Here is a 13038-nt window from a genome sequence, read left to right as displayed (position 1 = left end):
CGAGCGCGCGCCGAGGCGCGTAGTCGGCAGCACCAACGCAGAAGCGGCGAGGCCGTGAACCACCCCCAAGACATCACGGGGAATGGCGCGGTGCTCTGGGGAGAACTCTCCCTGCTGTCGGTGAGAGGAATTACACTTGTGGTAGTCCGAACACACTTTCGACGGAACCATCGCCGTGCCGCAACGATGCGACTTAATTCAAGGAGATCACCGTGAGTAGCGATAACCGACGCCACGTCGTCCCAAATCCCGACGGCGGCTGGGATGTGAAGGCTCCTCACGCGAAACGCGCGAGTGCGCACGCCGAAACCCAGGCCGAAGCAACCGCTCGCGCGAAGCAGATCGTTACCAATGCTGGAGGTGGGGAAGTCCGAATCCACGGCCGAGACGGCCGCATCCGTGACTCAGACACAGTCGCTCCGGGCAACGACCCACACCCACCCCGCGACAAGAAGTAGACAGCCGATGACGCGCAACACCTGGCCTCGTGACCGTTACACCGGCTCTGGCGGCGGACTTTCAACTCTCCCGGGTGGCGGCCTCTACACCGGCCCGGGCGGTGGAGCGTCGACCCACAGCGGTGGTGGCCTCTCGACGCGCAGCGGCGGAGGTCTCTCCAGCCTCAGCGGTGGTGGGTTGAGCGCCCGAGTTGGCGGCGGTCTCTCGACACGGAGCGGCGGTGGCCTGTCCACCCGCAGTGGGGGTGGTCTCTCTACGAGGACCGGAGGCGGCCTGTCGACGCGGCCAGGCGGCGGGCTCTACGCGGGGTCCTGCTCGGAGCCGTACCGCAGCAACATCCCTCCGATTGACGTCTTCATCGTGAAGTTGCGCGAATACGGATACGACTGGGCAGCCGACCTGCTTGCCGACGCTCACGGACTAGATCTCTGAGGTAGTCATGTCCACCACTCGCGGCAAGATGATCGACGCCAACTCTCACAAAGGCGATGCAGGAATCGCGCTGATTCACCGGCGTGTGAGCCAGATGAAGCACCTGTGGCACGAACGCAGCATCGACCCGGGCATTGACGGCACCATCGAACTGCGCGATCCGTCCACCGGGGAGGTGAGCAACCAGCACATCTTCGTGCAGTCGAAAGCCAGCGACGCCTTCGCCGGAGAGACGGAGGCGAAGTTCCACTACATCTGCAAGCAACGCGACGTCGACTATTGGATGAAGGCGGGGGACAACCCAGTCATCCTGATCTGCTCCCATCCCGACACCGGCGAAGCATGGTGGGTACACATCCAGTCGTGGTTCGCCGACCCATCCCACCGGGCGTCGTTGCGCGTCGACTTCGACAAAGCCACCCAACGGTTCGAAGGGGACATAGCAGCCAAACTATTCGCCATCACCGACCCGCACGGGCGTGCGCACACACCGGTAGTGGACGGCCGGTCCGAGACCCTGGTGAGCAACTTGCTGCCGGTGGATTTTCCGGACACCTACTTCACCGCCCAAGTGGCGCCAGGAACCACCCTGCGGGACGTGTTCGTCTCGCAGAGGGCCACCGGCAAGCCATTCCGTCGTGACTTCTTCGTCAGCCATCAGCGCATCTACGCGTGGTCACCCATCGCTGGCACCAGCCTGGCTCGAATCGCAATCACAGCCGCCAACGAGACGCCCGTGGGCGAACTTCTGGCCGGGACCGACGACGAACGACGCCTGTTCGTACGGCTCCTGAGTGCGGCGCTGCAACATGATCTGCTCGAAGTGTGCGACTGGAGCAATGCCCGAAAGTTCCTCTACTTCAGAGCATCGAGCGACCTGAGCGAACGGAAGGTGCTCAGCGGCTCGGGCCGGAGCCGCATCGCCTTCAAGGGCTTCTACCAGCGCAAGGACGACCCGACCCTCAAGCAGTTCTACCGTCACGCGGCCCTACGTTGGGACTTTGTTGACATCGGCGAGGAATGGCATTGCCAAGCGACCCCCGACTACTACTTCAGCAGTGACGGGCGCCGCGAGGCGCACTTTGCCGACGACTACCTGGCGCGACTCAAGCGCATGGAGCGGAACCCGGCCGTGCTGGGAGAGACCCAACTGTGGGCAGGGATTCTGCGCGGAGAGGCAGAGCCAACACTGCTTCCCAACACCAGTGAGGACCGGATCCTCACCTTCGGCCCGCTTGCCACCTTCGACATCACGGGGGGCATCGACGACAAGGACTGGCAAGCACCGGTCGGCGGCGACGACAACCCCGACCAGATGGCATTCGACTTCGAGGACCACGAATGAATATCACTGTCCTCGATGAACCGGCCTTGGAGTTCGCCCACGGCGGTCACCACATCGACCCCCGCCACGGGATCGACTTCTACGGCCCAGCCGACATCACCGAGACCGCTGTCCGAGTCATCCGGGTCGGCATCGTGGGACCGCAAGCCTCAATCGACGGGGTCAAGCGCTGGCTCGACACGTGCCGAAGCATCGTCACTGCCAAGAACAGCCACCTTGGGCATCTGTACATGCCGTTTCCAGGCTTCGACACCGATCGAGCATTCCGATCCACGATCGTGTGGAACGGGCGGCTCGAACGAGCAATCCCGAAACGCGACCTGGATCGCATCGCGTCTGCAAACCCACTCGATGCCACCCGTCTGGCCGTCGACATCTACGACACTGAACTGCAAGCCCTTCACGAGGAACCGAACTGCAACGTCGTCATTGTGTGCCGCCCCGACACCCTCATCGACACCGGCACCCGCACCCGCGGCAAGACCGTCAGCCACGGCACGACTGAGTCGCCCGACGAGCCATCGAACGACCACAAGCAAACGGACACTGCCGCTCACAGCCCCGAGCGCCTGACGACGCCCCTTGCCGCAGGCAGAGGCGACTTCCACTCCCTGCTCAAGGCTCGCTCACTGCGCTACAGCCAGCCGATTCAACTCATTCGACGATCCACTTGGGACCCGACCTTCAAGGAACCTAAGGACGCTGAAGCGCGCGTCAAGCAGGATGAGGCCACTCGCGCCTGGAACCTTCACACGGCGCTCTACTACAAGGCTGGAGGCGTCCCTTGGCGTTTACCCCGCGCCGCTACCGACCTCGCCAGTTGCTACGTCGGCGTGGCGTTCTACCGCAGCGGCGATCAGGAAACGCTCGAAACGAGCGTGGCGCAAGTGTTCAACCAGCGCGGCGATGGAGTGATCGTCCGAGGAGGACAAGCGCGGGTCTCAAAAGAAGACCGGCAACCTCACCTCAGCGAAGAAGACGCCCATCAACTGCTGCATGACGCCCTCGACAAGTACCGACGCGAGCACAAACAGAGCCCGGCCCGCATCGTGCTTCACAAGACATCAGCGTTCACGCCCGCCGAAACCGCCGGATTCCGTGCCGCCGCCAACGAGCAATACATCGACCTCATCGAGATGATGTGGCTGCGACAGAGCGAACGGCTTCGTCTCTTTCGACGAGGCCAACAACCGCCGCTGCGCGGCACCTTCCTGTCGCTCGATCGCGACCGGCACGTCCTCTACACGCGCGGCAGCATCCCCTTCTACAAGACGTACCCCGGCATGTACGTACCGCGCCCCCTCGGGATCCGCCTCCACGACACCGAGTCCAGCCCGACCGAACTCGCCGACGAACTGCTAGCCCTCACCAAGATGAACTGGAACGCCACCCAACTGGACGGGCGCCTTCCGATTACCTTGCGCACCGCAGACAAAGTCGGCGAAATCCTGAGGCACCTCGCGCCGACCGATCTGCCTGCTTCCAGGTATGCCTTCTACATGTGACCATCCGCGAGACTTGACCAAAACCGCCGGGCCGCTAATATCGCATTATGTCGATGACAACTGACGAGGCGATCATGTTGGACCCGGCCGCGTGCTTGTTCCACGGGTTCAGCGACCCGTCGCGGCTCGTGATCCTGCGTCACCTCGCGCTGGGCGAGCACCGAGTCACGGACCTCGTTGCCCACCTCGGCCTTGCGCAGTCCACGGTCTCCAGACACCTGACGTGTCTGAAGGACTGTGGGCTGGTGCAGTCGCGTCCGGAGGGTCGCGCGTCGATGTTCTCCCTCACACACCCCGAGGCCATGACCGAGGTCTTCGCGGCCGCTGAGCGGCTCCTTGACCTCACCGGAGAGAAGGTCGCGCTCTGCGTGAACTACGGCACCGACACGCTCCCGTCCATGCCTGGGTAGCAAGCCTTTCCACCTCGCTCACTGGCCGCTCCGGCCCTGCTCTCAAGGACATCCATGACCTCCCCCGCGCCCAACGTCCCCGGTTCCAGCGTCCTCGACGACGCACAGGTGGAACGACTAACTCGTCGCGGTCTGCGGCTCGCTCAGTTCACGGTTGCCTACAACGTCGTTGAAGGCGCGGTGGCGATCACCGTCGGGTTGATGGCCGGGCTCGTCTCGCTGGTCGGGTTCGGGCTCGACTCCGGCATCGAGTCCGCCGCCTCCGTTCTGGTGGGGCTTCGGCTCGCGGCGCGGCTGCGGCACGGTGAGGCAGACGAGGCGAAGGAACGTCGCACGTTGAAGGCCGTCGCGGTCACGTTCTTCGTGCTCGCGGCCTACGTGACCATCGAAGGCATCCGCGCGCTCGTCGGTGGTGAGACTCCCGAGCAGTCCAAGGTGGGCATCGTCTTGCTGGTCCTGTCGGTGATCATCATGCCGCTGCTCGCGCGAGCCAAGCGCCGTGTGGGCGAGGCGTTGGGTGGGGATCAGTTGATCCTCGCCGACGCGGCCGAGACGAAGATCTGCGTGCTGCTCAGCATCTCGACCCTGCTCGGGCTCGGCTTGTTCGCGCTCACCGGAGCCGCGTGGCTCGACCCCGTGGCGGGCTTCGTCATCGCGGCCTTCGCCATCCACGAGGGACGCGAGGCTTGGGAGGGCGAACTTGTCGAGGACGATGATGACGACGACTGATGGCGACTGAGGGCGTGGGCCGACCGGCGCCAGCGCAGCGAGCCGTGTTCTTCAGCGTCGCAGCGGCCGTGGTGGTCGCCGACATCGTGACCAAGCACCTCGCGGCCACGGCGTGGGCCGATGAGCCGGTCACGATGCTCGGTGGCTGGGTGCGGCTTACGGAGTCTCGCAACCCCGGCGCCGCCTTCGGGATGGCAACCTCCGCCACACCCGTGCTCGCCGTGATCGCTGCTGCCGTCGTGGTCGGGCTCGTCGCCTTCTCGGGTCGGTACACATCGCGGGGGCAGGCAGCCGTCATGGGTCTGCTGCTGGGCGGTGCCGCTGGCAACCTCATCGACCGGATGTTCCGTGCGCCCGGCGTGATGCGCGGACACGTCGTGGACTGGATCGACATCGGGGCGTGGCCGAACTTCAACCTCGCCGACTCCAGCCTGGTCGTCGGCTGCGTGCTGTTGTTCCTCACCTCGCTACGCCACGGGACCTTCGAGCCCACCGGCCGAGATCCGGATGGCGGCTCGGTCGTTGTTCAGGACGTCGTAGATACTCAGGACACCGGGAGCACCGGCTCGCGGGAACATGAAGGGTGAGCCATGAAGGTTGAGTTGCTCTACTTCGACGGCTGCCCGAACTGGATGGTGGCGGCCGAGCGCCTGGCGAAGGCTGCCGAACTCGTATCGCGTGATGACCTCACCGTTCACCAGCGCAAAGTGAACACTGAGCGGGCCGCCGTCGCCGCGGGCTTCACCGGATCACCGACGATTCTGATCGACAAGCGCGATCCATTCGCTACTGGTGATGAACAAGTCGGGTTGGCGTGCCGTGTCTACGCAACACCGCACGGGCTGGCTGGATCGCCCACCTTGGACCAGTTGGTCGAGGTGCTGTCATGAGGCGGCTCGTTGGCGTCCTGCTCAGCGGCTACTTGCTTCTTGCCGTGGGCAACAAAGTTGCGGAGGCCGCGGGAGCGCGGCGATGCCACTGCGCCGACGAATGCTGGTGCCGACGTGCGGGCCTCAGCCTGTTCCGCTGGGTGTTCCCATGGCACACGAACCGTCGGGAACAACACGACATGCACTCTGTCGCCGACAACGCCTGAGGCGTCCCGTCCAGTCGCGCTGACTTCCGGCACGTCCGGCGCCATCCGGATCTGCTGCGATCTGTTCGCTCAACGGGTGCAAGGACATGATCAGCCGTGACTCCGTGACGGGTCCTGCATCCGGCATGGAACGCCCGCGGGATATTTCCTCGCCTGTCGTGGGAACTGGTCGGAGCGACTCATGCATAGCAGCAGGTGAGCGGGGTTTCGCAACTACCCCTCCAACAGTTCGCTGACCGGGCACTTCGTGCCCGTCTTGATGATCGACCGGGCACTTCGTGCCCGTGTAGCGGCATGAACCGCCCGGTCACCGAGTGGGACTGGAGGGGGACTTGCGCCCGATGGGGCGAGAGGGGACAGTGGGGCGTCCGTTCTTCTCGGATCGAGGTACCTTCCCCATGCCTGCCCTGCCCCGCTTCCTCGCCCACCAGATCGCCGGTGGCGACCGGTCCCGCCCACTGTGGCGGCACCCCGTGACCATCGCCGCGGCGGCGCTCACGCTGACGCTCGGCGTCGTACCGTTCCTGCCCGACGGCGACGACGACCAGGGATCCATCGCGCCCAGCGGCGAGACGACGCCGACGTCCGGCGCGGGGATCGGCCGCGGCCGGGTGACCCGCGCGATGCAGGCGGAGATCGACCGCGTGGTGGCCGAGGGAGCCGGCGCCGAGCGCGCCCAGGGTCGTACGGCGCTCGCGCGCGCGTCGGTGCGCTGCGCGACCTTCGACGGCCAGCGCTACTGCCTCGGCTTCGGCTGGACCAACCAGACCCCGGAGGCCCTTGCCGCCCGCCTGACCGAGCGGCCCGCCTTCGGTCGCGAGCGCACCGGCGACCTCGACGCCGACGGGCTCATCGCCCGCACCAGCGAACGCAGCGCGACCGCGCGCGCGGAGGCCGAGCGGGCCGAGCTCACCCTGGCCGCGCAGTCCGTCGGCAAGGTCTGGATGCTCCGCCACGAGATCCAGGGCGTCGAGCTGCCGGCCGACTTCGCCGCGCGGCACCCCGAGGTCGCCGTGAGCGACACCGACGCGCGGGGCGGCTTCGGCAAGAAGTACCCCCGCAAGTTCGCCATCCTCAAGAAGTCGCGGATCCTCGCGCAGAACCAGACCTGGTGGTGCGGCCCGGCCACCATGCAGTCGATCGCGTGGAGCTCGAGCAAGAGGCGCAAGAACCAGGCCTTCTGGGCCCGACGCCTCGGCACCACCAGTGACGGCACCGCGATCACCGACATGGTGCGCGTGGTCAACGACAAGACGATCTACGCCGGCGCAGACAGGGCCGGCCCGTACATCACGCTCGACATCAGCGACTTCACCTTCAAGGAGTGGTACCGCCTGATGATGCGGCACGTGCACGACTACCGCTCCCCCGTCGTGCTCCACCCGGTGCTGCTCAAGCAGTACTACCCCTACCTCGACGACGACGCGAGCGGCCACTTCCAGGTCGGTCGCGGCTTCGACCAGAACCCCAAGGGCAACCCGCAGATCGGCTACTTCGAGCCGTGGGACCAGTCGCGCTTCGACCCGAGCGAGCCGTCCATCGGGCGCGTGCAGTGGCGCAACGCCTACCGCTCCTACCGCGCCAACCTCGACCACTTCCAGCACAACCTCGGCGTCTGACGTGAGGCGTACGACGATCGCGTTGGCGCTGCTGCTCGCGCTCACCGGCTGCGGGACCGGCGACTCCTCCCCCGGGTCGGACGCCTCGAGCAGCGCAGCCCACACCGACGACCCCGACACGTCGGGCAGCGCTGAGCCGGGCACGACCGAGCCGACGGGCGGCACGCTCGAGGACCCCGCCGTCGCCGAGCCGACGGAGAACCTCCTCGACTGGAGGAACACCGGCGCCCTGCCCCGCACCCGCTACGTGAAGGGTCCCGCGTGGGAGGCCCTCGGCAGCGAGGACGACAGCACGGTCGACCTCGCGCGCGACGGTGACGCACTGTCCATCGCCGCCGGCAGCGGACGCACCATCTCCGAGGTGCTGATGACCGAGGACTGGGCAGTCGTGGTCCGCCAGGACAAGGCCGAGACCGACCCCAGCGAGGTCGACGTGGTCGACCTCGCGACCGGCAAGCAGTCGGCCCTCGCCGGCCCGGCCCCCGCCAGCGGTGGCTCCTGGGCGCTGGTCGGCGGCGACCTCTACTACCCGACGTACGGCGACGGTCGGGCGTACTGCCTGGCCACCAGCGCGCTCGCCGACAGCAACGGCGAGGACGCCTGGTGCGCCCCGAAGGGCCATGGCTTCTCCGGGCTCACCGCGAGCGACCGCGGGATCGGGATCATGACGTTCGACGACGCCAAGCCGGTCAGCTGCCGCACCGTGAACCTGTTCGTGAACGGAGCACCGGAGCCGATCGACGGCCCCGCCGAGTGCCTCGGCTGGGACGTGGCGGCCGCCGCCGACGGCGCGGTCTGGTCGGAGGTCCCGAAGCCACGTCGCCAGGAGGAGGCGCACTTCCACGCCTCCGCCTACGGCGCGTACTTCGACCTCGGGCCGGGCCTGACCGGCTCGTTGGTGCCGTGCGGCGACTCGCAGTTCTTCGTGCGCGACCCGCAGGGCCCCGACGAGCCGGCGCGGTTGATGCGCTGGACGCCCGGCCACACCCTCGAGGTCGCCTACGAGAGCGCCTCCGTGGGCAACGCCTTCCTGCTCGAGCCGACCTGCGGTGGTGGAGTCCTGACCATTTCCTCGTTCGGCGAGAAGGGCGACGAGCAGGTGTGGGCTAGCGTCACCTAGCCTTCGAGGGTGAGCTTCACCGGATTCCCCGTCGCCGCCCTCGACTTCTACGACGACCTCGAGGTCGACAACACCAAGTCGTTCTGGGAGAGCCACAAGCACGTCTACAAGGAGTCGGTCGAGGCGCCGATGAAGGCGCTGATGGCCGAGCTCGAGCCCGAGTTCGGTACGGCGAAGGTGTTCCGCCCCTACCGCGACGTGCGGTTCGCCAAGGACAAGACGCCCTACAAGACCCACCAGGGCGCGTTCGTGTCGGCCGGCCCTGCGACCGGGTGGTACTTCGAGATCTCCCCGCGCGGCACGCGCGTCGGGTCCGGCTTCTACGACGCCGACGGCCGACGGCTGGCGGCGATCCGCGAGGCGATGGCCGAGGAGAAGACCGGCAAGGCGCTCGACCGGCTGCTGAAGAGGCTCGAGAAGGACGGCTTCGAGGTCGGCGGCGACCAGCTCAAGACCACCCCGCGCGGGTACGACGCCGACCACCCGCGGATCCACCTGCTGCGCCGCAAGCAGCTCTTCGTCGGCCGCTCCTACGGCTTCGAGGCCGACGCGATCGGCGCCGGCCTCGTCGACCGGGTGCGCGCGGACTGGCGCTCGCTCAAGCCCCTCGTCAGCTGGCTGCAGGCGGTCGAGGTCGAGCCGGTCTGACCCTCACCCGAACCAGACCTCGCTCGTGGCGATCGCCGCGAGCTCGTCCAGCGACAGCGGCGGCTCCGCCGCCAACGGGGGCGAGTCCTTCCCCGCGGCTGCGTTGCAGGAGTTGGCCCACACGACGTACCCGTAGCGGTAGGCGCTCACCCCCTGACAGGTCACCCCGTCCGCGAGCGTAGGGCCCCATGTCAGCTGGACCGTCCCGTCCGCCAAGCCGGTGCAGGACCCCCCGAGGTGGGAGTTCATCTCGTTGCACCTGGCGACGGAAGGGAGGTGGTTGAAGCCCATGCCGACGGCGCTCTCCATGCCGCCGTAGGGGAAGTAGACGACCTTCTCGTCCGGATCGTCGACCACGGTGTCCGTGGGCCGCGGGTCGGCAGCGAGCGCGGTCCCCACGATCTGGTTGACGGTGGCGATGACGTCTGCCGTGCTGAAGGCGGCCAAGGCACGCTCGGTCGCGGCCGGCAGGGGTGGCGCCACCGTCGGTGTCTCGATCGCCGTCGCCCCGTCCGTGGCGATGCCCGGGCCGGGCGCGCTGTCGGCTCCGCCGAGGTGGGGTACGACGGCCGCCAGCCCGCCGACGACGCCGATCACGGCGAGCGAGGCGACCGTCGTACCGATCCGGGCGCGGCGCTGGCGCGAGCGGCCGCGGGAGATGCCGCCGCTGACGAGGCGGTCGACGTCGGGGGTGAGGCCGTCACTTGCCTGGCGGAGCAGCTCGGTGACGCCGGTGTCGTGTGCAGTCATGGAAATCCTCCTCAGGTTTCCAGCAGGTCGCGGAGGGACGGGCCCAGCACGACACGGAGGCGGTCGAGGGCGCGGAGCGTGCGGTTGCGCACGGCGCCGGGGCTGACCCCGAGCGCCTCCGCGGTGTCGGCCACCGACACGTCCTCGAGGTAGCGCAGGACCAGGACCGCCCGGTCCATCGGCGCCAGCTCGTCGAGTGCGGCCCGGAGGGCGAGCCCGGTGGCGGCGTCTCCACCGGGTCCGGCCTTCTCGGGCAGGTGCTCGATCGGTGTCTCGTGGGTGCTGCGTCGACGCTGGGCGCTCAGGTACGTGCGGGCCAGCGTCGTGTGGGCGTAGGCGACCGGGTGCTCGATCGGCGCGCCCAGGCGGCGGTGCCACCGGACGTAGACCTTGGCCAGGGTGTCCTGGACGAGGTCCTCGGCCCGGTGCGCGTCACCGCACATCAGCCACGCGGCGCGATAGAGCTGAGGCGTCCGCGCGACGGCGAACTCCTCGAACTCCTCGCTCGTGCGGGGCATGTCTCTCCTCAGTGGTGGTGGTGTCGTGCTTCGGCGTCACCCGATGAGACGCACTCAACCACCCGTGACGTCACAGCCCGGGGAGCGACGATCGGTAAAGAGTTCTCGCCGCCGACGGCGCGCGTTCACGTCCCCGATACACGCCGGGGTCAGGCTGTCGCCATGGCCAAGCGACTGTTCCTGCTCCACATCGGCCCCGACAGCGTCGACGTCTCCGCGATGACCGAGGCGCTCGCCCTGGGCCGGATCTCCGTGCCCGACGCCCCCGCCGAGGCCTTCGCGCACGCCGGCGCCGAGATCCGTCGTACGCACAAGGCGGCCGGCCTCAAGCGCAAGCAGGTCGAGGGCTCGTGGGCCACGGTGTGCCGCCGGGCCTGGAAGACGAAGACCGACGTGTTCGTCAGCATGCCCGACTTCTTCGACGCGACGCCCGAGCAGGCCGCGCTGGCCCTCGACGGCGTGGCCGACTTCAAGGTCGTCCTCGTGGTGACCAGCGGGTTCGAGGTCGAGCCGCCCACCCCGTGGATGGAGCTGGTCAAGGACGGCCGCACGCACGTGCTGCCCTCGAGCCTCACCGACGACCAGTTGGCCGCCCAGGTCGCGCGCATCGCGCTGATCGAGGAGGAGGCGCGGCTGGAGAAGCGCCTGACCAAGATCTCCAAGCGGCGCCGCCAGGTGAACCGGAAGCTCGCCGCCTGAGCCCCGCCTCAGCGGAATCCCCGGATATCCGGGGATCCTCCCGCTTGGTAGCCAATGCATCGGCTACAAGGCGGGAGATTCGGCATCGAAGCCCGGCTCAGTGCGGCTGCCAGGCGTCCTCGTCCTCAGTGAGGGCGGCGACGCCCTGCGGGAGCCGGCCGTCGGCCAGGTCCTGGATGGTGACCTGCTCGAAGACCGCGCGCAGCGAGCTGCGGGCCGCGATCCAGACGTGCTGGAGCACCTGGGCGGAGTCGTCGTACTCGACCGCCTCGGGGCGCAGGCCGTAGACCGACACGAGGGGTCCGTCGACCGCGCGGATCACGTCGGCGACGGTGACCGACTCCGGCTGCCGGGCGAAGCGCCAGCCGCCGGACTGGCCGCGCTGCGACACCACGATGTCGGCACGGCGGAGGTCGGCGAGGATGGCCTGGAGGAAGCCGTGGGGGATCCCCTGGGCCTTGCCGAGCTGCTCGGCACTGACGGCGGCCCCGTCCGTGCGCACCGCGATCTCGATCAGGGCCCGGAGGGCGTAGTCGGCTTTGGCGGAGACGCGCATAAGGCCAGTTTGTCAGATATGTCGGCCTAGACAGTCATGCTTGGCGGTCAGGTGGGTGAAATGGCTGTACGCCGCCACCCCCGGTGCAGCGGGGGCGACGGCGTACGACGTGGATGCCCGAGCGATCAGGCGTTGGCCGCCTCGAACTCGGCCTCGTCGAAGAGCGCTGCCTTGGCCAGGCGCTCCTGCTTGACGGCCCAGACGATGCCGGCGACCCAGAGGACGAAGATCACCGCGGCGGCGACCGCGACGCCGACGCCCGGCACGCCGACGGCCTCGAGGAGTGTCTTGGAGTTGGTCAGGATGATCAGGCCACCGGCCGCGGTGCCGAGCACGCGGGCCGCGAGGTGCTTCACGAGCCAGGCGGCGATCGGTGCGGCGATGACGCCACCGGCGAGCAGCGCACCGGCGTAGCCCCAGTTGATGTTCTCGGCGCCGAGGCCGAGAAGGAAGCCGAGCGAGCCACCGACGGCGACGACGAACTCGGAGGTGTCGATCGAGCCGACGACCTTGCGGGGCTCGAGGCGACCGCTGGAGAGCAACGAGGTGGTGCCGACCGGGCCCCAGCCACCGCCGCCGACGGCGTCGAGCGTGCCGGCGACCAGACCCATCGCGGCGAGGAAGAACGCAGAAGGGTGGCCCTTGAAGGTCGGGCGCGCGCCACCGAGGCGCAGGAAGCGGTAGACGACGTAGAAGCCGAGGCTCAGCAGGATCACCGCGACGACGGGCTTGGCGACCGCCGCGTCGAGGTTGGAGAGCAGCGTGGCGCCGATGAAGGCGCCGACGAATCCCGGCAGGGCCAGGATCGAGACGGTGCGCCAGTCGACGTTGCCGAGCTTGTGGTGGGAGGCGCCGGAGACCAGCGAGGTGCCGATCTCGGAGAAGTGGACGGCGGCCGAGGCGGCAGCCGGCGCAACGCCGGCGGCCAGCAGCAGGGTCGAGGAGGTCACGCCGTAGGCCATGCCCAGGGATCCGTCGATGAGCTGGGCGATGAGGCCCACGACACCGAGCACGATGAGCTTGCGCATGCGCAGGCTCCTTTCTGGTGGTCTGTCAGGTCTAGGTCATGTGACCGTGGTTTGTCACGTGACAGACTAGACATACTTTCAGTGATAGACAAAACCGACACAGTGGACGGCGTGTCCGACCACC

The 13038-nt window shown here is 67.9% G+C and carries 15 protein-coding genes; 11 read left to right on the top strand and 4 right to left on the bottom strand.

The annotated features are described in order from the left end of the window. The first annotated feature begins 212 nt into the window (after positions 1–212). The 10 genes from J2X46_RS11745 to J2X46_RS11700 all read left to right on the top strand — a co-directional run bounded on the left by J2X46_RS11745 (position 213) and on the right by J2X46_RS11700 (position 9363). Positions 213–458 carry a DUF2188 domain-containing protein gene (locus tag J2X46_RS11745; protein WP_310250466.1) on the top strand — a complete coding sequence of 82 codons (246 nt, stop codon included), beginning with the start codon at positions 213–215 and terminating at the stop codon, positions 456–458. Positions 459–898: 440 nt separating this feature from the next. Continuing rightward, on the top strand, positions 899–2236 hold the full coding sequence (locus J2X46_RS11740) for a DUF4365 domain-containing protein (protein ID WP_310250463.1): 1338 nt from the start codon (positions 899–901) through the stop codon (positions 2234–2236). Then, positions 2233–3741: a Piwi domain-containing protein gene (locus J2X46_RS11735; RefSeq protein WP_310250459.1), complete on the top strand. Its 1509-nt coding sequence runs from the start codon at positions 2233–2235 to the stop codon at positions 3739–3741. The genes J2X46_RS11740 and J2X46_RS11735 overlap by 4 nt, the downstream gene beginning before the upstream one ends. 47 nt (positions 3742–3788) lie before the next feature. Then, positions 3789–4151 (top strand): ArsR/SmtB family transcription factor, encoded by a 363-nt coding sequence (locus J2X46_RS11730; RefSeq protein ID WP_397214020.1) that lies wholly within the window; start codon positions 3789–3791, stop codon positions 4149–4151. Positions 4152–4205: 54 nt separating this feature from the next. Further along, a complete protein-coding gene (locus J2X46_RS11725) occupies positions 4206–4880 on the top strand; it encodes a cation transporter (RefSeq protein ID WP_310250453.1) in 675 nt (224 codons plus the stop codon). Further along, positions 4880–5467, top strand: a complete 588-nt coding sequence (gene lspA, locus J2X46_RS11720) for a signal peptidase II (RefSeq protein ID WP_310250450.1) — start codon at positions 4880–4882, stop codon at positions 5465–5467. The genes J2X46_RS11725 and lspA overlap by 1 nt, the downstream gene beginning before the upstream one ends. 3 nt (positions 5468–5470) lie before the next feature. Further along, positions 5471–5770: a thioredoxin family protein gene (locus J2X46_RS11715; RefSeq protein WP_310250447.1), complete on the top strand. Its 300-nt coding sequence runs from the start codon at positions 5471–5473 to the stop codon at positions 5768–5770. A gap of 604 nt (positions 5771–6374) precedes the next feature. Beyond that, positions 6375–7595 carry a hypothetical protein gene (locus J2X46_RS11710; RefSeq protein WP_310250444.1) on the top strand — a complete coding sequence of 407 codons (1221 nt, stop codon included), beginning with the start codon at positions 6375–6377 and terminating at the stop codon, positions 7593–7595. A gap of 1 nt (position 7596) precedes the next feature. Further along, complete coding sequence (locus J2X46_RS11705; protein ID WP_310250440.1) at positions 7597–8715, top strand: hypothetical protein; 1119 nt, start codon at positions 7597–7599, stop codon at positions 8713–8715. Positions 8716–8724: 9 nt separating this feature from the next. After that, entirely contained in the window at positions 8725–9363 is a 639-nt protein-coding gene (locus tag J2X46_RS11700) for a DUF2461 domain-containing protein (protein WP_310250437.1), read from the top strand. A 3-nt stretch (positions 9364–9366) separates the two neighbouring features. On the opposite strand, the gene J2X46_RS11695 is transcribed toward J2X46_RS11700, so the two are convergent. Beyond that, on the bottom strand, positions 9367–10113 hold the full coding sequence (locus J2X46_RS11695; RefSeq protein WP_310250435.1) for a hypothetical protein: 747 nt from the start codon (positions 10111–10113) through the stop codon (positions 9367–9369). Between the two features lie 11 nt (positions 10114–10124). After that, a complete protein-coding gene (locus J2X46_RS11690; RefSeq protein WP_310250433.1) occupies positions 10125–10631 on the bottom strand; it encodes a SigE family RNA polymerase sigma factor in 507 nt (168 codons plus the stop codon). A gap of 162 nt (positions 10632–10793) precedes the next feature. Here J2X46_RS11690 and J2X46_RS11685 point away from each other — a divergent pair, with 162 nt between their 5' ends. Then, positions 10794–11330 (top strand): hypothetical protein, encoded by a 537-nt coding sequence (locus J2X46_RS11685; protein ID WP_310250430.1) that lies wholly within the window; start codon positions 10794–10796, stop codon positions 11328–11330. Positions 11331–11427: 97 nt separating this feature from the next. Here J2X46_RS11685 and J2X46_RS11680 read toward each other — a convergent pair whose 3' ends face one another. Further along, on the bottom strand, positions 11428–11886 hold the full coding sequence (locus J2X46_RS11680; protein WP_310250427.1) for an Rrf2 family transcriptional regulator: 459 nt from the start codon (positions 11884–11886) through the stop codon (positions 11428–11430). Positions 11887–12011: 125 nt separating this feature from the next. Continuing rightward, the gene (locus J2X46_RS11675) at positions 12012–12914 is read right to left on the bottom strand and encodes a sulfite exporter TauE/SafE family protein (RefSeq protein WP_310250424.1); all 903 of its coding nucleotides are present in this window, start codon (positions 12912–12914) and stop codon (positions 12012–12014) included. Positions 12915–13038: the final 124 nt, after the last annotated feature.

Origin of the sequence: Nocardioides sp. BE266, from assembly GCF_031457855.1 — a bacterium.
Lineage (GTDB): Bacteria > Actinomycetota > Actinomycetes > Propionibacteriales > Nocardioidaceae > Nocardioides.
The sequence above is the reverse complement of the archived record's forward strand: the minus strand, read 5'-3'. Positions and strand labels throughout refer to the sequence as shown.

Bases quoted from the DNA above. Each gene is read 5' to 3' on its own strand.
- J2X46_RS11740 (WP_310250463.1), top strand. From the start codon at position 899: ATGTCCACCACTCGCGGCAAGATGATCGACGCCAACTCTCACAAAGGC.
- J2X46_RS11735 (WP_310250459.1), top strand. From the start codon at position 2,233: ATGAATATCACTGTCCTCGATGAACCGGCCTTGGAGTTCGCCCACGGC.
- J2X46_RS11730 (WP_397214020.1), top strand. From the start codon at position 3,789: ATGTCGATGACAACTGACGAGGCGATCATGTTGGACCCGGCCGCGTGC.
- J2X46_RS11725 (WP_310250453.1), top strand. From the start codon at position 4,206: ATGACCTCCCCCGCGCCCAACGTCCCCGGTTCCAGCGTCCTCGACGAC.
- lspA (WP_310250450.1), top strand. From the start codon at position 4,880: ATGGCGACTGAGGGCGTGGGCCGACCGGCGCCAGCGCAGCGAGCCGTG.
- J2X46_RS11715 (WP_310250447.1), top strand. From the start codon at position 5,471: ATGAAGGTTGAGTTGCTCTACTTCGACGGCTGCCCGAACTGGATGGTG.
- J2X46_RS11710 (WP_310250444.1), top strand. From the start codon at position 6,375: ATGCCTGCCCTGCCCCGCTTCCTCGCCCACCAGATCGCCGGTGGCGAC.
- J2X46_RS11695 (WP_310250435.1), bottom strand. From the start codon at position 10,113: ATGACTGCACACGACACCGGCGTCACCGAGCTGCTCCGCCAGGCAAGT.
- J2X46_RS11690 (WP_310250433.1), bottom strand. From the start codon at position 10,631: ATGCCCCGCACGAGCGAGGAGTTCGAGGAGTTCGCCGTCGCGCGGACG.
- J2X46_RS11685 (WP_310250430.1), top strand. From the start codon at position 10,794: ATGGCCAAGCGACTGTTCCTGCTCCACATCGGCCCCGACAGCGTCGAC.
- J2X46_RS11680 (WP_310250427.1), bottom strand. From the start codon at position 11,886: ATGCGCGTCTCCGCCAAAGCCGACTACGCCCTCCGGGCCCTGATCGAG.
- J2X46_RS11675 (WP_310250424.1), bottom strand. From the start codon at position 12,914: ATGCGCAAGCTCATCGTGCTCGGTGTCGTGGGCCTCATCGCCCAGCTC.